This is a genomic window from Primorskyibacter marinus (assembly GCF_003313245.1).
Lineage (GTDB): Bacteria > Pseudomonadota > Alphaproteobacteria > Rhodobacterales > Rhodobacteraceae > Primorskyibacter > Primorskyibacter marinus.
On sequence record NZ_QJSD01000002.1, the window covers coordinates 469915 to 488666 of the forward strand.

16 protein-coding genes are annotated in these 18752 nt (G+C 61.0%); 5 read left to right on the forward strand and 11 right to left on the reverse strand.

Annotated elements, in window-relative coordinates:
- Positions 1-6: 6 nt before the first annotated feature.
- The 6 genes from DMZ65_RS06145 to DMZ65_RS06170 are packed head-to-tail and all read right to left on the reverse strand — an operon-like array spanning position 7 to position 6563.
- The gene (locus DMZ65_RS06145; RefSeq protein ID WP_116598007.1) at positions 7-939 is read right to left on the reverse strand and encodes a 2-hydroxyacid dehydrogenase; all 933 of its coding nucleotides are present in this window, start codon (positions 937-939) and stop codon (positions 7-9) included.
- Positions 940-948: 9 nt separating this feature from the next.
- On the reverse strand, positions 949-2088 hold the full coding sequence (gene rodA / locus DMZ65_RS06150; protein WP_116598008.1) for a rod shape-determining protein RodA: 1140 nt from the start codon (positions 2086-2088) through the stop codon (positions 949-951).
- Positions 2085-4025, reverse strand: coding sequence for a penicillin-binding protein 2 (gene mrdA, locus DMZ65_RS06155; RefSeq protein ID WP_116598009.1), 1941 nt, complete (start codon positions 4023-4025; stop codon positions 2085-2087). The genes rodA and mrdA overlap by 4 nt, the downstream gene beginning before the upstream one ends.
- Positions 4022-4561 (reverse strand): rod shape-determining protein MreD, encoded by a 540-nt coding sequence (locus DMZ65_RS06160; protein ID WP_084350407.1) that lies wholly within the window; start codon positions 4559-4561, stop codon positions 4022-4024. Before DMZ65_RS06160 ends, mrdA begins: the two co-directional genes overlap by 4 nt.
- The gene (gene mreC / locus DMZ65_RS06165; protein WP_116598010.1) at positions 4554-5486 is read right to left on the reverse strand and encodes a rod shape-determining protein MreC; all 933 of its coding nucleotides are present in this window, start codon (positions 5484-5486) and stop codon (positions 4554-4556) included. Before mreC ends, DMZ65_RS06160 begins: the two co-directional genes overlap by 8 nt.
- Positions 5487-5516: 30 nt before the next feature.
- Entirely contained in the window at positions 5517-6563 is a 1047-nt protein-coding gene (locus DMZ65_RS06170; protein ID WP_116598011.1) for a rod shape-determining protein, read from the reverse strand.
- Positions 6564-6982: 419 nt separating this feature from the next.
- Between DMZ65_RS06170 and DMZ65_RS06175 the strand changes: the two genes are divergently transcribed.
- The 3 genes from DMZ65_RS06175 to kdsA are packed head-to-tail and all read left to right on the forward strand — an operon-like array spanning position 6983 to position 9578.
- Positions 6983-7942 carry a KpsF/GutQ family sugar-phosphate isomerase gene (locus tag DMZ65_RS06175; protein ID WP_232824900.1) on the forward strand — a complete coding sequence of 320 codons (960 nt, stop codon included), beginning with the start codon at positions 6983-6985 and terminating at the stop codon, positions 7940-7942.
- On the forward strand, positions 7939-8733 hold the full coding sequence (locus tag DMZ65_RS06180; protein WP_116598012.1) for a 3-deoxy-manno-octulosonate cytidylyltransferase: 795 nt from the start codon (positions 7939-7941) through the stop codon (positions 8731-8733). Before DMZ65_RS06175 ends, DMZ65_RS06180 begins: the two co-directional genes overlap by 4 nt.
- On the forward strand, positions 8730-9578 hold the full coding sequence (kdsA, locus tag DMZ65_RS06185) for a 3-deoxy-8-phosphooctulonate synthase (protein ID WP_198662633.1): 849 nt from the start codon (positions 8730-8732) through the stop codon (positions 9576-9578). Before DMZ65_RS06180 ends, kdsA begins: the two co-directional genes overlap by 4 nt.
- Before the next feature lie 12 nt (positions 9579-9590).
- Here the strand turns inward: kdsA and DMZ65_RS19830 are convergent, their stop codons facing one another.
- Positions 9591-9992, reverse strand: a complete 402-nt coding sequence (locus DMZ65_RS19830; RefSeq protein WP_232824901.1) for a hypothetical protein — start codon at positions 9990-9992, stop codon at positions 9591-9593.
- A 91-nt stretch (positions 9993-10083) separates the two neighbouring features.
- Between DMZ65_RS19830 and DMZ65_RS06195 the strand changes: the two genes are divergently transcribed.
- Both DMZ65_RS06195 and preA read left to right on the forward strand, forming a co-directional pair.
- A complete protein-coding gene (locus tag DMZ65_RS06195) occupies positions 10084-11406 on the forward strand; it encodes an NAD(P)-dependent oxidoreductase (RefSeq protein ID WP_116598013.1) in 1323 nt (440 codons plus the stop codon).
- Between the two features lie 101 nt (positions 11407-11507).
- Entirely contained in the window at positions 11508-12812 is a 1305-nt protein-coding gene (gene preA, locus DMZ65_RS06200) for an NAD-dependent dihydropyrimidine dehydrogenase subunit PreA (RefSeq protein ID WP_116598014.1), read from the forward strand.
- Between the two features lie 344 nt (positions 12813-13156).
- Here preA and DMZ65_RS06205 read toward each other — a convergent pair whose 3' ends face one another.
- The 4 genes from DMZ65_RS06205 to DMZ65_RS06220 form a co-directional block, all read right to left on the reverse strand.
- Positions 13157-14962 carry an ABC transporter ATP-binding protein gene (locus DMZ65_RS06205; protein ID WP_116598015.1) on the reverse strand — a complete coding sequence of 602 codons (1806 nt, stop codon included), beginning with the start codon at positions 14960-14962 and terminating at the stop codon, positions 13157-13159.
- 1 nt (position 14963) lies between these two features.
- The gene (locus DMZ65_RS06210) at positions 14964-15893 is read right to left on the reverse strand and encodes an ABC transporter permease subunit (RefSeq protein WP_116598016.1); all 930 of its coding nucleotides are present in this window, start codon (positions 15891-15893) and stop codon (positions 14964-14966) included.
- A gap of 10 nt (positions 15894-15903) precedes the next feature.
- Positions 15904-16827, reverse strand: a complete 924-nt coding sequence (oppB, locus tag DMZ65_RS06215) for an oligopeptide ABC transporter permease OppB (RefSeq protein WP_116598017.1) — start codon at positions 16825-16827, stop codon at positions 15904-15906.
- A 118-nt stretch (positions 16828-16945) separates the two neighbouring features.
- Positions 16946-18574 (reverse strand): peptide ABC transporter substrate-binding protein, encoded by a 1629-nt coding sequence (locus DMZ65_RS06220; protein WP_116598018.1) that lies wholly within the window; start codon positions 18572-18574, stop codon positions 16946-16948.
- Positions 18575-18752 lie beyond the last annotated feature (178 nt).

Consider the following 18752-nt stretch of genomic DNA (forward strand, 5'->3'; position numbering starts at 1 on the left):
GCTTTATCAGTAGCCGCGGGCCCGGTCCACAAGATGCTTCAGGGGCTGGCCGTCTTCGGCACGGCGGATATTCTCTGCGATTGTACGAGCGGCCGTTCGGGGGCGCGTTTCCGACGCGACATGGGGCGTTACGGTCACGTTCGGGAGGGACCAGAAGGCGTGATCCTTGGGCAGGGGTTCGGTGCGGAAGACGTCGAGCGTGGCGTGGGAGATCTGGCCGCTGGTCAGCGCGTCGATCAGGGCACCATCGTCGATCAGGGCACCGCGACCGGGGTTGACCAGGACGGCACCTTTGGGAAGGCGGGCGAGTGACGTCGCATCCAGCAGGTTTTCCGTATCCCCGGTGAGCGGCAGAAGCAGGACGAGGATTTCGGCCGTTTCAAGCGCCTGGATCAGGCCGTCCGCGCCGTGCAGGCGGCGGATGCCCGGCGCATCGCCGGGGCGCCTGCTCCATCCGGTGACGGGAAAGCCGAGGCTGCGCAGCATCTCTCCGCAAGCGGCACCAAGGGCACCGTAGCCCAGAATTGTCACGGGGCGATCCTGGGCGAGAGGCGGGGCGCAGTGATGCCAGCTATGGTCGGGGTTCACGATATGGGCATCCATGCCAAGGTGATGGCGCAGGACGTGGCCCGTGACCCATTCCACCATGCCTTGCGTCAGACTGGGATCGACCATGCGTGCCAAAGGCACGTTCAAGGTTTCGTTTCCGGTGACGCCTTCAACGCCCGCCCAGAGGTTCAGAACGGCCTTGAGCCGCGTATAGGGCGCAAAATCCTTCACCTCGCTGCTGGGCGCATAAACCATGTAGTCGACCAGTTCGGGCGCGAAAGAGGTCCGCAGGTCGGCATCCAGCCCTTCGGCCTCTAACGCGTCGCGCAGAGGCGTTTCATAGTCGGGCCAGTCCGCCTGAGCGGCGGCGAATAATATATTGAGTGTCATGTGAACCCTTTAGCGCGGTCTGTGAATATGGGCGCTTTGCACCATACCGAAAGCGACCATCAATACCAGCATGGCCGAGCCACCATAGCTGACAAGCGGCAATGGCACGCCGACCACGGGTGCCAAGCCCATGACCATCGACATGTTGACCGCAAAGAACAGGAAAAAGGTCAGCCCGACACCCAGGATCAGCAGTGATGAGAACCTGTCGCGGTTCTGCATCGCCGAGAAAATGCAGAACAACAGCACCAGAACATAGAGGATCAGCAGCGAGAATCCACCGATGAAGCCAAATTCTTCGGCCAGCGTGTTGAAGATGAAGTCGGTGTGCTTTTCCGGCAGGAAGTTCAGGCGGCTTTGCGTCCCCTGCATGAAGCCGCGCCCGGTCCAGCCGCCGGACCCCATGGCGATCTTGGCCTGAGTGATGTGGTACCCCGCACCCAGCGGATCGGTGGAGGGGTCGATAAATGTGTCGATGCGGCGGAACTGATAGTCCTGAAGCAACTGCCAACTTGTTCCGCGGCTTTGAAACACGGCGGCGATTGCGCCACCGGCAAGTGCCAGGACCACACCGAAATAGATCCAGTGAACGCCCGCGATAAACATCATCAGGCCGCCGGCGGTGATCAGCAGGATGGCGGTACCAAGGTCCGGTTGTTTCAGTACCAGGAATGTTGGCAGCAGGATGATCAGAAGCGGCAACAGCACCCAGAGCGGCCGGGACGTATTGCGCATGGGCAGCCAGTCATAATAGGCCGCCAGGAACATCACCAGCGTGATCTTGGTCAGTTCGGACGGTTGCAGCCGCATGAAGCCAATATCAATCCAGCGCTGCGCACCCATGCCGACCGTCCCGAAAAGCTCGACAAAGACCAGCAGCAGGATCGAGACGAGATAAGCCAGTGTCGCCATGTTGCGCCAGAACCAGATCGGCACCAGCGCGACCAGACACATAGCGACAAACCCCAGCGCAAAACGTTTCATCTGGGGTTCGGCCCAGGGGGTGAACGACCCGCCCGCGACCGAATAGAGCATCAGAAACCCGATACTGGCCACCGCTGTCAGCAGCAGTGCAAGTGGCCAGTTCAGGTACAACACCTTGCGAAGCCCCGTCGGGACCGATTTGACGGTATATTCAAGATAACTCATGCGCGGCTGCTCTCTTCGCCGTCGGGCGCGCGGCGTTCGCGTGCCAGCCGTTCCTGCTGGGTCTTGATGCGCCCGCGATCCTTTTTGGGATAAGCGTCCAGCGGCGGATCGCGCCCATACAATGCCTGAAGCGCCACGTCGCGCGCGATTGGTGTCGCGGCGCTGGAGCCGCCGCCATGTTCAACCACAACGGAAACGGCGATCTTGGGCGCATCATAGGGCGCGAAGGCGACAAACAACCCGTGATCGCGCCGGTTCCATGGCAGGTCGTCATTGCTGGTGACACCGCGCGCGCGTTCGGCAGCGGTGATGTTGCGGACCTGACTGGTGCCGGTCTTGCCCGCCATGCGGAAGGCGTCCTCGGCGATGCGGGTTCTATAGGCCGTGCCGCGCCGGTTGTTGGACACGGCAAACATCGCTTTGCGGATCCAACGCAGGTGATTTTCGTTGAAGCCCAGGTTTTCGCCGCTGTGACTTGGGGATGTTCTGCCTTCGACCGACTTGATCAATCGTGGCGTGACGGCGCGCCCGGTGGCCAGCCGCGCTGTCATCACCGCCAGTTGCAGTGGCGAGGTCAGCACGAAGCCCTGGCCGATAGAGGCGTTGACCGTGTCGCCAATCACCCAGGAAGAGCCGCGCTCGCGCTCTTTCCAGGCCTTTGTGGGGGTCAGGCCTTCGGTGACGGCGGACATGGGGATGTCATGCGACATGCCCAACCCCAAACGCAGCGCGGTATCGGTGATCTTTTCGATCCCGACCTTCAGGGCAAGATCATAGTAGTAGACGTCGCAGCTCTCGCGCAGCGACTTTTCTAGGTCCATATGGCCATGGCCGCCGCCTTTCCAGCAGTGAAAGCGGCGCCCGCCGACCTCCATGTAGCCGGGGCACCACACGGTTTCCTCGGGCGAGATGACGCCCGCGTCCAGGGCCGCAAGCACCGTCACCATCTTGAAGGTAGAGCCGGGCGGATAGGCGTCCTGCACGGTCTTTGACGCCAATGGTCGGCGATCATTGTCGCGCAGAACCGCGTAATCGTCGAACGAGATGCCGCGCACGAATTTGTTGGGATCGTAGGATGGCGAGGATGAAATCGCCAGCAAGTCGCCATCGGTCACGTCCATGACGACGACGGACGCGCTTTCAGTGCCCAGCCGGGCCTTGATGTAGTTTTGCAGGCCATTGTCTACGGTCAGTTGCAGATCGGCACCTGCTTCGCCCTCGCGGCGGTCAAGTTCGCGCATCACGCGGCCAACGGCGTTGACCTCGACCCGTTTGGCACCTGCACGGCCGCGCAGCATCTCTTCGTACTTGGCCTCGACCCCGACCTTGCCGATCTGGAACCGCGGGATGCGCAACACCGGTTCGGGGTCGGCATAGCGGGCAAGGTCGCGTTCGCTGACCGGGCCGACATAGCCTGCCACATGGGCAAAGTCATCGCCCATCGGGTAGTGCCGCGACAGGCCCACCTCTGGCGTGACGCCGGGCAGGGCAGGGGCGTTGACCGCAACGCGGCTGATATCGTCCCATCCCACGCGATCGGCGATGGTGATCGGCAGAAACGGGGCGGAGCGTTCCATCTCGGCAAGTGCGCGGTTCAGTTCGTCCTCGTCCAGTTCGACAAGGGCGGACAGGCGCGCGATGACCTCTTCGACATTGCCGGCATCCTCGCGGACCATGGTGATCCGGTACGACGGGGCATTTTCGGCAATCACAGCGCCATTGCGGTCGAAAATCTGGCCGCGCGCGGGTGGGATCAGGCGGATATTGACCCGGTTTTCCTCGGCCAGAAGACGAAACTGATCGGCCTGATCGACCTGCATATAGCGCATCCGCAGGCCCAGCAGCCCGGCAAAGCCCAGCTGCATTCCGCCAAGGATCAACCCGCGACGCGAAACGCGGCGGTAGCTGTCCATCGAATCCCTTGGCGAACGTCTCATATCCTGCGTCCCAATGTGTCGACCTCTCCGGGGCTGGCGTGGCGCACCCCAAACAGAAACCGCGATACCATGACGACAAACGGATAGGCCATGGCGGTCATCGCCAATTGCATCAGAGCGAGATACAGCGATCCCGGCGCGTACATGACCGACAGCAACGCCAGCCGGTTGGCAAGTGTTGCAACGGTCAGAGCCGATACTACCGTAAGCCATTCCATTGCGAAAGACGCGTCGCGTTGGCGCCTTTGGCGGCGTTTGAGCCATTCAACCGTGATCACCATCAGTGCCGCCCACAACCCCGGCGGGCGCTGGAACATCAGATCGGCCAACAGCATCACCCCAGCAATTGACACGGCGGGCACATATTCGGGGCGTCGTATCGCCCATGCGAGGCTGAGTGCCACCATCAGGTCCGGTGCGGCCCAGCGGCGCGGTGCCGTTTCCAGCGGCAACAGGTGGAAGAAAATCACCACAAGGCACAGTGCTATGTAGGCCGCGCGCATGGTCCAGACGCGTGATAGGCTTTGCTCAACCATCGCTCTCGCGCTCGGTTGCTGGCTGTGTTGCCTGATCTGCCGGCGGCAAGGTCTGACCCGGCAGTTCTTCCGGCGCGATCAACGCGCTGGGATTGCTGACCTTCTGGCTGCCGTGATCCCGCAACACCCGCAGAAACTCAAGACGTTCGTAATCGGCCGACAGGCGCGCCCGCAGCCGCCCGCCCGGATCCTTCGCCACTTGTCCGATCAGCAGGCCCGGAGGAAAAACCTCGCCGTCGCCACTGGTCACGATCCGGTCACCGGGCCGCACCTGATCGGGGTCTTCCAGAAAATCGACAGGTGGAGCGGTGGAATTGTCGCCCACGATCAACGCCCGCTGGCCCGAGGGCTGGATCGTCGCGGGAATGCGGCTGGACGTGTCCGTCAGCAGGATCACCCGGCTGGTGCTGTCGCCCACGCCCGAGATGCGCCCGACAAGGCCGATCCCGTCCATCGTGGCCCAGCCGTCCACGATGCCGTCGCGCTCTCCGACGTTCAGCAGCACGGATTGCCGGAACGGTGACCCGCTATCGGCAAGCACCACGCCGGTTACGAAGGTCAGGCGCGGGTCCAGCCGCACATTGTTGAGATCGAGCAGTCGCGCGTTTTCCTGCTCCAGCTGCAAGGCCGCCTCTTTCCAGGATTTCATTTGCTGTAGCTCGCGCCGCAGCTCCTGATTCTGCTCGTAAATGGCTTGATAGCTTTGGAAGTCCCGCATCAGGTTGACGGTTGCCGTAACCGGCACCATTGCCCATTCAAAGCCCGGCATGACCCTGTCGATGACCTGCGCGCGGAACCGTTCGACGCGCGGGCTGTCGATCCGCCAGACCAGAAACAACCCGATCAGGCACAGCACCAGAAACGACACAAGCAGCCGCCGAAGCGGGCCGGTATAGTCTTCGCTTTGTGAACGATCTCTGGCCAATGGACCCCCTTTACGGCAAAGGTGGGCAGCTTAACTGTCGTAGTCAATCGCGTGGCGCAGCTGTTTTTCGTATTCCAATGCCTTGCCAGTGCCCATCGCGACGCAGTTCAGGCACTCATCCGCGATCGAGACCGCAAGCCCGGTCTGTTCGCGCAACGCCAGATCCAGATCGCCAAGCAACGCACCGCCGCCGGTCAGCATCACGCCCCGGTCGACAATATCGGCCGCAAGATCGGGCGGGGTAGCTTCCAGTGCGGTCATCACCGCCTCGCAGATTTGCTGGACGGGTTCGGAAAGCGCCTCAGCGACCTGCGCCTGGCTGATTTCGGTTTCCTTCGGCACACCGTTGAGCAGATCGCGCCCCCGGATCAGCATCGACGCGCCGCGCCCGTCATCGGGCATCCGGGCGGTTCCGATGGAGGTCTTGATGCGTTCGGCGGTTGATTCGCCCACCAGCAGGTTTTGCTGACGTCGCAGATAGTTGATGATCGCCTCGTCCATGCGATCACCGCCGACGCGGACGGAACGGGCGTAAACGATGTCACCAAGGCTGAGAACCGCCACTTCGACCGTACCGCCGCCGATATCCACAACCATGTTACCCGTCGGATCGGTGATCGGCATGCCTGCGCCGATGGCGGCTGCGATGGGTTCTGCGATCAGCCCAGCCTTGCGTGCGCCCGCCGACAGAACCGACTGGCGAATCGCGCGTTTCTCGACCGGGGTGGCACCATGCGGCACGCACACGATGATCTTCGGCTTGGAGAAGGTCGACCGCTTGTGCACCTTGCGGATGAAATGCTTGATCATTTCTTCGGCGACGTCGAAATCGGCAATCACGCCTTCGCGCATTGGCCGGATCGCTTCGATGCTGCCGGGCGTTCGGCCCAGCATCAGCTTGGCATCTTCCCCCACGGCCAGCACTTTCTTGATGCCGTCCTTGACGTGATAGGCGACCACCGAAGGCTCGGACAGGATCACGCCGCGACCTTTGACGTAGACCAGCGTGTTTGCCGTCCCAAGGTCGATTGCCATATCTGACGAGAACATGCCCATCAGTTTCTCTAGTCCCAGCATTCTGCGTCGTGCCCCAAGAAATGTTAATGGGCCCGCGACTCTTCAGGTGCAGGCCGGATGCTCTTATAGGCCCGGAAGGGCGGTAGCGAAAGGGGCGTCTCCTGTCAGGACAGGCGTTAACTTGCCGGCGGGCTCAGAAATCACGCGCCGCGCATGTGAAGTGATGTCGCAGGCCGACCATGAATGGCACTGTGGTTGCCCTTTTCCGCGAGGTCCAGTCTGTTCGCCCCGAACGCGTCCATCCCGGATGCATGGCGCAGCGGGCGCATGCAAACCGGTATCTGTCTGGGCGAAGGCGGTTCTATCCGATATGAAGTCTCTAAACCTGTGGCACCTTGTGTCGACCACCGCCGCGCGGCCCTTGCAACTGCGGCCCGGTCGTCGCATTAGCGAGGGACCACAAGACTAGAGGTGGAAACGTGGCGCCAGCCGAGACCATCGTGAAGACCGGCCAGCGCGTTCTGCGCACCGAAGCGGCTGCGCTTGCCACATTGGCCGACGCTTTGCCCACCGACTTTCCAGCCGCTGTTGAAATGATCCTCGGCGCAAAAGGCCGCGTTGTGGTGTCGGGCATCGGCAAGTCCGGCCATATCGGCAACAAGATCGCGGCGACACTGGCCTCTACCGGGACGCCCGCGCAATTCGTTCATGCGTCAGAGGCCAGCCATGGCGATCTGGGCATGCTGACCACGGATGATGTCTGCCTGTTGCTGTCCAACAGCGGCGAGACTACTGAATTGGGCGATATTATCGCCCATACCCGCCGTTTTGGCATCCCGCTGATCGGGATCTCCAGCCGCGAAGGCAGTACCTTGATGCGGGCCGCCGATTTGCGTCTGACCTTGCCCGCAGCACCCGAGGCCTGCGCGATTGGCATGGCACCCACGACATCAACCACGATGATGCTGGCACTTGGCGACGCGCTGGCCGTGGCGTTGATGGAGGAGCGCGGCTTTCAGGCAGCGCATTTTCACGTTTTCCACCCCGGCGGCAAACTGGGGGCGCAAATGGCCAGCGTGGCGGATTTCATGCATGGTGGTGCCGAATTGCCCCTTGTGGATGCCGGCGCGGATATGAGCGAAACGCTGCTGCAAATGACGTCCAAAGGGTTCGGCATCGCGGCGGTTGTCACAGATGGCAAGCTGTCCGGCGTGGTGTCGGACGGGGATTTGCGCCGCAATATGGCCGATTTGATGAGCCGCAAGGCAGGCCAGGTGGCTACGCCGGACCCTGTGACCATCGCGCCGGACTGTCTGGCCGCCGTCGCCCTGAAAACCCTGAACGAGCGCAAGATCGGCGCGCTTGTCGTCGTCTCGGAGGATAAGACACCCTTGGGCATCCTGCATATTCACGACCTTCTGCGCGCCGGTGTGGCATGAGCGCCGTCATCCTGATCCCCGCCCGCTACGCCTCGCAGCGCTATCCGGGCAAGCCTCTGGCAGAGTTGCGCCAACCCGATGGTAGCCGCAAATCGCTGATCCGCATGAGCTGGGAAGCCGCCTGCCAGGTGCCGGGCGTCGATGCGGTGCATGTTGTCACCGATGACGACCGTATCGCCGATGCCGCCAAGGCGTTCGGTGCCAGCGTCATCATGACCTCCGAAGAATGCGAAAACGGGACTGCGCGCTGCGCCGATGCGCTGACCCGCGCCACGCTGGACGCCGATATTATCGTCAACCTTCAAGGCGATGCGCCGCTGACGCCGCCCTGGTTCATCGAGGCCTTGATCGACGAGATGCGGCGAAATCCGACGGTGGGGATGGCGACACCCGTCTTGCGGCTTGACCGCGAGACCTATGGCCATTTCGTTGACGATCGTAAAAACGACCGTGTTGGCGGGACAACGGCTGTCTTCGACAAGCATATGAATGCGCTCTATTTCTCGAAGGAGATCGTGCCCTATCTTGATCCGTCCAAACTTCCTGACGGGCCACTGCCGGTGTTCCACCATGTCGGCGTCTACGCTTACACGCCTGACGCGCTGACGGCCTATGGCAGTTGGCCGCAAGGTCCGCTGGAAGGCGTCGAGGGGCTGGAACAGCTCCGTTTTCTCGAAAACGGCCACAAGATCCGCTGCGTTGAGGTTGACGGCCGTGGGCGCGTGTTCTGGGAGTTGAACAATCCCACCGATATCGACCGCATTGAAGCTGTACTGAGGACGCTGGCATGACCCCGATGGACGGACGCACGGTAAGGGTTGGCGATATCGAGGTGGGCGGCAACGCGCCTTTCATGCTGATCACCGGGCCATGTCAGCTTGAAAGCCTCGATCACGCCCGGATGATGGCAACCCGGATCGCCGAGGCCTGCGCACCGACCGACACGCGGTTCGTGTTCAAGGCAAGCTATGACAAGGCCAACCGATCCTCCATCGGCACCCAGCGCGGGCTGGGCATGGAGAAGGGGCTCGAAATTCTGGGTCGGATCGCGGAAGAGTTCAACTGCCCGGTGCTGACCGATGTGCATGAACCCGGCCATTGTGCGGTCGCGGCAGAGGTTTGCGACATTCTGCAAATCCCGGCCTTTCTGTGTCGTCAGACCGATCTGTTGCTCGCTGCGGGCGAAACCGGGCGGGTGATCAACGTGAAAAAGGGTCAGTTTCTGGCACCTTGGGACATGGGCAATGTCGCCGCCAAGATCGCCAGCACCGGAAATGAGAACATACTGTTATGCGAACGCGGCACCAGCTTTGGCTACAACACATTGGTGACGGATTTTCGCGGGCTCCCGACGATGGGGCAGAACGGCTATCCGGTTGTGTTCGACGCCACCCATTCGGTGCAGCAGCCGGGTGGGCAGGGCGCATCCAGCGGCGGACAGCGCGAATTTGCACCGGTTCTGGCGCGGGCGGCCTGTGCTGTTGGGGTATCGGCGCTGTTTATCGAGACCCATGAAGACCCGGACAACGCGCCCAGCGACGGGCCGAACATGATCCCTGTGGATCAGATGTCCGGCCTCATCGCGGAACTCAGAGCGTTTGATGCGCTGCGCAAGGGACTATCCACGTCCGCTTGAGCGGCGTCGCGCTCACAGGTGCATTACGTCGGCAAAGACGTGATGCACGATCCGGTCGCGCGGGATCCCCAGCTTTGCCAGTTGCTCGTCCGAGAGAGCTTGCAAACGTGCGACCCTTTCGAGGCGACGGTTATGTGGCGAAGCTTCGATCAACGCTGTGCCGATGCGTTTCAGGACGCCCATCAAGCCGTTGGTTTTTCCGTGTGCGCCCGTGGCGCTGAATGTGGCAATATCTGCCATTGTTCTGCTTCCTTGCATTAACGTGATTTGTTGATTGCAAAGATAGGCGCGCATCACGGGTTTTCCTACGGCCAATGCTGCATAGCGGCATTGGCCGTAGCGCAACGCATTCATTAGAAAAAACGGCAAGTTTTGATTCGAGATCCAGAAAGTAATGCTGCGACGCAGCGTCATTTTTGCTGCATAATGTATAAATTTTACCAGTTGATAAAAAAATAAACCTGTGAGAGCCTTTTCTCCAAACCAACGAATGCGGAGGGATGGAATGGATCCGAAAATGCTGACCGAAGGGATTGTCGCGGGGCGACGCGAGGCCGGACAACTGGCCGATGCCTTCGAGGATCTCCACCCGCCGCTGTCAGAGCATGAGGCGCTGGTCGCCGCTGACCGGTGCTATTTTTGCCATGACGCACCCTGCACGGTGGCGTGCCCCACAGATATTGATATCCCGCTGTTCATCCGGCAGATCGCAACCGGCACGCCAGAGGCTGCGGCCCGCACGATTCTGTCTCAGAACATTCTTGGCGGCATGTGCGCGCGTGTCTGTCCGACCGAAACGCTGTGCGAAGAGGTCTGCGTGCGTGAAACCGCCGAAGGCAAGCCCGTCGTCATCGGTCAGTTACAGCGCTTTGCCACCGATACGTTGATGGCTGCGGATGAACATCCGTTCGAACGCGCACCATCCACCGGCAAACGCATCGCCGTTGTCGGGGCCGGGCCTGCCGGGCTGGCCTGTGCGCACAGATTGGCGATGAAAGGCCATGACGTCGTTGTATATGATGCGCGCCCCAAAGCGGGGGGGCTGAACGAATATGGCATCGCTGCCTACAAGACCGTCGATGGGTTCGCGCAGGCAGAGGTCAATTGGCTGATGAAAATCGGCGGCATCACTTTGCAGAACGGCAAAGCCCTGGGCGCTGACCTGAGTTTGGATGATCTGAAAGCCGAGCATGACGCAGTGTTCCTTGGTGTGGGACTTGGCGGCGTCAACGCTCTGGGCGTTCCGGGGGACGACAAGGACGGGGTGCGCGACGCAGTGGATTTCATTGCAGAGCTGCGCCAAGTGTCGGATCTGGCCGCACTGCCCGTCGGACGTGATGTGGTGGTGATCGGTGGTGGCATGACAGCGGTGGACGCGGCCGTGCAGGCAAAACTGCTGGGCGCGCTCAACGTGATAATGGTGTATCGGCGCGGCAAGGACCGGCTGAGCGCCAGCGACTTCGAGCAGGATCTGGCGGCGTCGCGCGGGGTGCGGATCATCACCAATGCCCAGCCGGTCGCTGTGCATGGCAACGGGGCCGTCCGCGAGGTCGAGTTCGCCTTTACCGATGACGATCTGAAACCCACCGGGCAAAACTTCCGTCTGCCAGCCGATCAATTGTTCCGCGCTATTGGGCAAACATTGATAGCAGACGGATTGCCCGATCTCGACGGTCGAAAAATCGCCGTCACGGGGGCGGGACGCACCAGTGTCAGTGGCGTTTGGGCAGGTGGTGACTGTGCTGCGGGTGGTGACGATCTGACCGTGACGGCCGTGGCCGAGGGGCGCGATGCGGCCGAGGATATTCATGCCCGGTTGATGGGATAAGGCTGCGTGCCCCGGACTTGATCCGGGGCCTTCTGCCAGCCGACCGAAAGGCCCCGGATCAAGTCCGGGGCGGGTGGTGACAACAAAAGGATGATCGCAAAATGGCTGATCTGACAACCGATTTCGTAGGGATAAAATCCCCAAACCCGTTCTGGCTGGCCTCCGCGCCGCCCACCGACAAGGAATACAACGTCCGACGTGCCTTTGAGGCAGGTTGGGGCGGTGTCGTGTGGAAGACGCTGGGTGAGGACCCACCCATCGTGAACGTCAACGGCCCGCGTTACGGCGCAATCTGGGGCGCGGACCGACGCTTGCTGGGTCTCAACAACATCGAATTGATCACCGATCGCCCGTTGGAGGTGAACCTGCGAGAGATCAAGGCGGTCAAGCGCGACTATCCGGATCGCGCTGTTGTCGTCTCGCTGATGGTACCTTGCGAGGAGGAGGCCTGGAAGAAGATCCTGCCTCTGGTCGAGGAAACAGGCGCTGACGGGGTAGAGTTGAACTTTGGCTGCCCTCACGGGATGAGCGAGCGCGGCATGGGGTCAGCCGTGGGGCAGGTGCCGGAATATATCGAGATGGTGACCCGCTGGGTCAAGCAATACACACGCATGCCCTGCATCGTGAAGCTGACGCCCAACATCACCGATGTGCGCAAGCCTGCCGCCGCGGCCCATGCCGGGGGCGCGGATGCGGTCAGCCTGATCAACACGATCAACTCCATCACCGGGGTTGATCTGGACATATTCGCGCCCGAACCCACGATTGACGGTAAGGGCGCGCATGGGGGCTATTGCGGTCCGGCGGTCAAGCCCATCGCCCTGAACATGGTCGCCGAGATTGCGCGTTCGCCCGAAATGAAGGGCCTGCCGATCAGCGGCATTGGGGGTGTAACCACTTGGAAAGACGCCGCCGAATTCATGGTGCTGGGCGCGGGCAATGTGCAGGTCTGTACCGCCGCGATGACTTACGGTTTCAAGGTCGTGCAGGAGATGATCTCTGGCCTGTCGCAGTTCATGGATGAAAAGGGCCTCACGGATACGTCAGAGCTGATAGGTCGCGCGGTGCCAAACATCAGTGACTGGCAGCATCTCAACCTCAACTATGTCACCAAGGCCGAAATTGATCAGGACCTGTGCATCAGTTGCGGGCGCTGCTACGCTGCCTGCGAGGATACCAGCCATCAGGCCATCGCCATGTCCGACGACCGGGTCTTTACGGTCAAGGATGAAGAATGCGTGGCCTGCAACCTGTGCGTCAATGTCTGCCCGGTCGAGGACTGCATCACCATGGTCGAGATGCAGCCCGGCCAGACAGATCCGCGCACCGGGCAAAAGGTGGTCAAGGACTATGCCAACTGGACGACCCATCCCAATAATCCCGGCGCGGTGAAAGCCGCCGAATGAACTGCTTTTTCTGACGCGGTCTTCGCTGTGAACATAAACGACATGCCGCCTCGGTCTCTGCCCGTGGGCGGCATTCGCTTTTGCAGGCGCAGCCCTCTTCCGAGTTCAATCAATCGCTTTTTCAAAACCAGCGATACGACGAACACATTTCCGGCCACGACCGTTTGATACCTTTATTGCGACTATTGCGACGATGACGTGAGAAACGAGGGCGCGGCCACAAGGCTGGAAAGCACGCTGTGCAGCCCTGTGGTTTTCGGCGCGGTGGCGTGCCCGTGTACCGGCCTATCTTGGACTGATCCAAAGCAGCCCTGGCATTCTGGCGGGTGGTCGTTGCTGCGCGGTCAGGCGCTGCTGGTCATGATCCGGTCCAGCGGATCGTGCTCGGCCACCAGATGGCCTTCGGACACTTCATCAAGTTGCGGGACATACTCATCCTCGCCCGCCGCCAGTTTCGAGGGCAGAAAGCGCAGCGATGCGCGGGTATCCAGCGGTGAGGGCAACTCGCCCGGCAGGCGGATGCGTTCGCGCGCACGTTCCACCGCCGGGTCCGGGACCGGCACGGCAGAGATCAGCGATTGCGTGTAGGGGTGGCGCGGCCTTGCGCAGATTGTGTCGGCGTCGGCCAGTTCCACGATACGACCCAGATAAAGCACCATGATCCGATTGGAAATCGCGCGCACCACAGACAGATCGTGACTGATGAACAGCATCGACATGCCGAATTCGTCCTGTAGATCGCGCAGAAGCTGCACGATCTGCGCCTGAATGGATACATCCAGCGCGGACACGGCCTCGTCGCAGATAATCAGGCGCGGCTTGTTGATCATCGCGCGGGCGATGCCGACGCGCTGGTTCTGTCCGCCCGACAATTCGTGCGGATAGCGGTTGTACATGGCTGCCTCCAGCCCGACACGTTCCATCATCGCCTGCACCTCCGCACGGCGTTCGCGCTTGGTCAGGTCAGGGCGATAGGTGCGCAGCGGCTCGGCGATGGAATCGGCGATGGTCATGCGCGGATCGAGGCTGGCAAGCGGATCCTGAAACACGATCTGCAAATCCTTGCGCTCGCGTTTCATGCCTGCCCGGTCCAGATCCGTAAGCGGTGTGCCCAGCCAGCTGACGCTGCCAGCCGAGGGTTCGATCAGGCGCAACACGGCGCGGGCCAGGGTGGACTTGCCGCAACCGGATTCGCCGACGATGCCCAGCGTTTCGCCCGCTCGCAGGGAAAAGCTGACCCCGTTCACGGCTTTCAGCGGCACCGTGCGTCCGAAAACCCCGCCGGAAACGTGGATCGGGAAATGCACCTTCAGGTCATCGACCTTCAGCAAGGTATCGGACGCCGCGGCGGCCTTGGGTGCCTCGCCCTTGTCGATGCGCGGCATCGCATCCAGAAGTTTGCGAGTATAGTCATGTCTGGGCGCGCTGAAGATCTGATCCGCCGGGCCTTCCTCGACAAAGGTGCCCTTGCGCATCACTTTCACCCGGTCGCACATCCGTGCGACGACACCCATGTCATGCGTGATCAGCGCGATCGCGGTCTGCAACTCGTCCTGCAAACCCGCCATAAGGTCCAGCACATCGGCCTGCACCGTCACATCCAGCGCCGTCGTAGGTTCGTCCGCGATCAGCAGCTTTGGCTCGCACAGCATGGCCTGGGCGATCATCACCCGTTGGCGCATGCCGCCTGACAGTTCGTGCGGGTATTGGTCCAGCCGCCGCGCGGCCTCGGGGATGCGGACACGATCCAGCCAGTCAAGGCAATGTTTGCGTGCGGCAGAGCGCGACATGCCGCGATGCACCTTCAGCACCTCTGCCATCTGTGCGCCCACCTTCATATGGGGCGTCAGCGCGGTCAGCGGATCCTGAAAGATCATGCCCACATCCGCACCGCGAATACGGTTCAGCTTGCCGGGTGACAGGTTTAGGATCTCGTTCCCGCCCAGTTTGACGGATCCGGACGCATGGCCATTGGGCGGCAGCAGCCCCATCGCGGCCATGAAACTTTGGCTTTTGCCGGACCCGCTTTCGCCGACAATGCCAAGGCATTCGCCCGCGGTGATGTCGAAAGAGACGCCCTTTACCGCCTGCACGCGGCCATCAGGCGTCTCAAAGCCAACTGTCAGATCGGAGACGGAAAGAATGGTCATGTCAGTGATCCTTCGGGTCTAGCGCGTCACGCAGCCCATCACCGATGAAGAACATGGTGATGATGATGGTGACGTAGAAGAATAGCGGGAAGGCCAGTTGCCACAGCGTCCCGTAGGCCATCGTGCCGGCCCCTTCGGCGATGAGACGACCCAGTGACGTATTGGGTTCCGAAATCCCCAGCCCAAGGAAAGAGATGAAGGATTCCGCAAGGATCATCTCGGGCACCAGAAGGGACGCGTAGACGATGACGACCCCTATCAGGTTGGGCAAGACATGGCGAAAGATGATCGCTGTCTCGGAGACACCGCCGGCCCGAGCGGCCTCGATGAATTCGCGTGTTTTCAGGGTCAGGGTCTGACCGCGCACGATCCGGCTCATCGTCAGCCAACTGACCGCGCCAAGGGCGACGAACAGCGTGACGAAGCTGCGTCCGGCGATGACAAGGATGAGGATCAGGATCAGCGTCAGCGGGATGGCCAGCAGAATATCGACAAAGCGCATCATCACGCTGTCCAGCTTGCCGCCAAAATAGCCCGCGATGACGCCCCAGGCCGTGCCCACGATCAGCGCCATGCCTGCACCGATCAGACCGACCAGAAGCGAGGTTCGCGTTGCCTGAATGGTGCGCGAATACAGATCGCGGCCCAGATCGTCGGCACCGAAGAAGTGGCCTGATTCCAGCGAAGGCGCGCCAAGGGCAAGCACATCGCCCATCACGACCCAGTCGATTTCCTCGTTCGACCAGACCGCGAAAAGCGGGCCGAACAGCACGAACAAGACGATCAGGCCCAGCACCAGAACGCTGGCCATTGCGGCCTTGTTGCGCAGAAACCGGCGCATGGCGTCATTCCACAGCGACCGGCCGCGCACGGCCTTGAAATCGGTGATGTCGGCGGCAAGCGCCTCGGCTTTTTTGGATGTTCCGAACATGCGCGCCTCCTCAATACCGGATTTTCGGGTCAAACCACGCATAGGCGAGGTCGGTCAGCAGGTTCACCACGACAGTGAGCGCGCCGTAGAGGATCGTGATTCCCAGCAGCACGGCGTAGTCGCGTGTCAGGGCAGAGCTGACATAGGATTGCCCCAGACCACCGGTCGAGAAATAGATGTCCACGAAGACCGACCCGGTCAGGACGTAGACAAAAACCGGGCCCAGATAGGACACCACCGGCAGAAGCGTCGGCTTCATCGCGTGGCGCCAGATGATCGTGCGTTCCGGCAGACCCTTGGCGCGTGCCGTGCGAATGAAGTTGGAATTCATCACCTCCAGCATCGAGGACCGGGTGATCCGCGCGATGTTGCCCATGTAGGACGTGGAGAGGGCGATCACCGGCATGATCAGATATTCCCACTGCCCACCGTTCCAGCCGCCGCCGGGCAAAAGGCCCAGCCACAGTGTGAAGGTCAGGATCAGGATCGGACCCATGATGAAGTTGGGCAACGCCTGTGCCGCGATCCCGAGGCTGACCGCGAAATAGTCCAGCCATGTATTGTGCCGGATGGCCGCCGCAATCCCCAGTGCGATGCCCACGATGGATGCCGCCAGAAACGCCAGCGACCCATAGGTCAGTGAGATCGGAAACCCCTGCGCAATGATATCGTTCACATCGCGATCCTTGTAGCGGAAGGACGGGCCGAAATCGAAATGCAGGAAGATATTGGTGAAGTAGTCCCACAACTGCTTCCAGAGCGGTTGGTCCAGACCGTAGCGCGCTTCGATATTGGCCAGCACTTCGGGCGGCAGCGGACGCTCTGACGTGAACGGTCCGCCGGGGGCGAAATGCATCATGAAGAAGGCTGCGATGACAAGCAGCATGATGGTCGGGACGGCGACCAGCAGCCGCCTGATGACATAGGAGATCATTGCAGGACTACCCGAATGTTGAGAGAACCCGTGCCCCGGACTTGATCCGGGGCCTCTGCGTTTGATGCGCGCCGCTGGAGAGGCCCCGGCTCAGGGCCGGGGCGCGGCGCGCTACAGATCATTCCGCGATCTTGTAAAGATCCTTGGAGTACCAGTTCTGCTCGACATTCTCGACGGGCCAGTTGCCCACATCGCTGTCCATCATATAGACGCCGGCATAGTGGTAGATCGGGATCACCGGCGTCTCTTCGGCGAGGATCTGTTCGATCTCGGTGTAGATCGGCGTGGTGTCACTGGCGGATTTTGCCTCTACCAGTAATTCGTCGACACGAGGATTGCTGTACTTGCCGTCATTGTAGCCGGATTCACTGTCCAGCAGGTCGAGGAAGGTCGAGGCCTCGTTATAGTCACCGCACCATGCGCCACGCGCCAGATCGAAATCCTGATTGCCGCGAGTCTCAAGGAAGACCTTCCATTCCATATTGGCAAGGTTCGGCACCACTCCCAGTTTCTGTTTCCACATCTGGCTGAGCACCACAGCGATCTTCTCGTGGCTTTCATCGGTGTTGTAGATCATGTCGAAGGTCAACGGGTTGTCGGGGCCGTAGCCTGCCTCTGCCAGCAATTCCTTGGCTTTTGCGTCGCGCTCGGTCTGGCTCATTTCCGACATCTCGGTTTGCGGAGGGGTAAAGCCCGCCACGGCTTCGGGCGTGAACGTGTAGGCTTCGGGTTCGCCTCCGGCCTTGATGTTCTGGGTGATGATCTTGCGGTCCACGGCCAGTGACAGGGCTTGCCGCACGCGCACGTCCTTGAACGCCTCGGGTCCGGTGTCGCTTTGGTTGAACGTGTAATAATAGTTGCACAGCCGCGGGAAGCTGATCGCTTCTTCGGGGTGTTCCTTCTTCAGGCGGGGGAACTGTCCGGCGGGAACTTCGGTGCGGTCCAGTTCGCCTGCCATGAACCGGGTGAGGGCCACGTTTTCATCGTTGATGACCAGCGCAACGGTCTTGTCGATGATCGTGTTGTCGTTGTCCCAGTACATCTCGTTCCGCTCGCGCACGGAGCGTTCGTTGGGCAGATGCTCTGTCAGCACATAGGCACCGTTGGACACGATGTTTTCGGGTTTGGTCCATTCCTCGCCAAATTCCTCGACTACTTTTTGCGGCGCGGGGAAAGTGGTGGAATGAGTTGTCATCTGCGGGAAATAGCTGAGCGGCTGTGACAGGCGCACCTCCAGCGTGTGATCGTCGATGGCCGTTACGCCAAGTTCCTCGGGGGGCATCTCACCGGCGACGATCTCCGACGCGTTCTCCAATGACATCAGCTTGACATACCATTGGTAGGGCGAGGCAAGTTCAGGCGACGCGGCGCGGCGCCAGGCGAAGACAAAATCACCCGCGGTTACAGGATCGCCGTTCGACCATTTCGCATTGTCACGCAGGTGGAACGTATAGGTCTTGGTGTCATCCGAGACATCATAATCGGTGGCAACGCCGGGAATCAGCTTGCCCTGAGCATCCTGATTCATCAGCCCTTCGAAGAGATCGCGCACGATTTCGGCACCGATCGTGTCCTCGACCACTTGCGGATCGACAGAGCTGTGCTCGTCCCCCACGCGGTAGGTAAAGGTCTGATCCTCGGCCAGCGGTTCGCCTGTGGCAGGGTGCGTGTCCTGAGCAAGCGCAGTCCCGGCCAACAGTGTGGAACACAGGAAGGTGGACAGCGTCAGCTTTGCATGATGTTTCAAGATAGTTCTCCCATATTACATCGACGATCCAAGGCTTCTGGTGACGAATCCTTTGATGGCGGAAGTGTAGGCTGCTGTGATGCTTCCGCAAGAGTCCTGGCGCAATTACTCGCCTTGCCTGCCGCGCCGTAAGGAAATTTTCTCGATTGGTCAAATTCTGGATCAATTTATGTATCCC

Bases quoted from the DNA above. Each gene is read 5' to 3' on its own strand.
- DMZ65_RS06195 (WP_116598013.1), top strand. From the start codon at position 10,084: ATGGATCCGAAAATGCTGACCGAAGGGATTGTCGCGGGGCGACGCGAG.
- oppB (WP_116598017.1), bottom strand. From the start codon at position 16,827: ATGATCTCCTATGTCATCAGGCGGCTGCTGGTCGCCGTCCCGACCATC.
- DMZ65_RS19830 (WP_232824901.1), bottom strand. From the start codon at position 9,992: ATGACGCTGCGTCGCAGCATTACTTTCTGGATCTCGAATCAAAACTTG.
- DMZ65_RS06170 (WP_116598011.1), bottom strand. From the start codon at position 6,563: ATGCTGGGACTAGAGAAACTGATGGGCATGTTCTCGTCAGATATGGCA.
- rodA (WP_116598008.1), bottom strand. From the start codon at position 2,088: ATGAGTTATCTTGAATATACCGTCAAATCGGTCCCGACGGGGCTTCGC.
- mrdA (WP_116598009.1), bottom strand. From the start codon at position 4,025: ATGAGACGTTCGCCAAGGGATTCGATGGACAGCTACCGCCGCGTTTCG.
- DMZ65_RS06160 (WP_084350407.1), bottom strand. From the start codon at position 4,561: ATGGTTGAGCAAAGCCTATCACGCGTCTGGACCATGCGCGCGGCCTAC.
- DMZ65_RS06180 (WP_116598012.1), top strand. From the start codon at position 7,939: ATGAGCGCCGTCATCCTGATCCCCGCCCGCTACGCCTCGCAGCGCTAT.
- preA (WP_116598014.1), top strand. From the start codon at position 11,508: ATGGCTGATCTGACAACCGATTTCGTAGGGATAAAATCCCCAAACCCG.
- DMZ65_RS06205 (WP_116598015.1), bottom strand. From the start codon at position 14,962: ATGACCATTCTTTCCGTCTCCGATCTGACAGTTGGCTTTGAGACGCCT.
- DMZ65_RS06210 (WP_116598016.1), bottom strand. From the start codon at position 15,893: ATGTTCGGAACATCCAAAAAAGCCGAGGCGCTTGCCGCCGACATCACC.
- kdsA (WP_198662633.1), top strand. From the start codon at position 8,730: ATGACCCCGATGGACGGACGCACGGTAAGGGTTGGCGATATCGAGGTG.
- DMZ65_RS06145 (WP_116598007.1), bottom strand. From the start codon at position 939: ATGACACTCAATATATTATTCGCCGCCGCTCAGGCGGACTGGCCCGAC.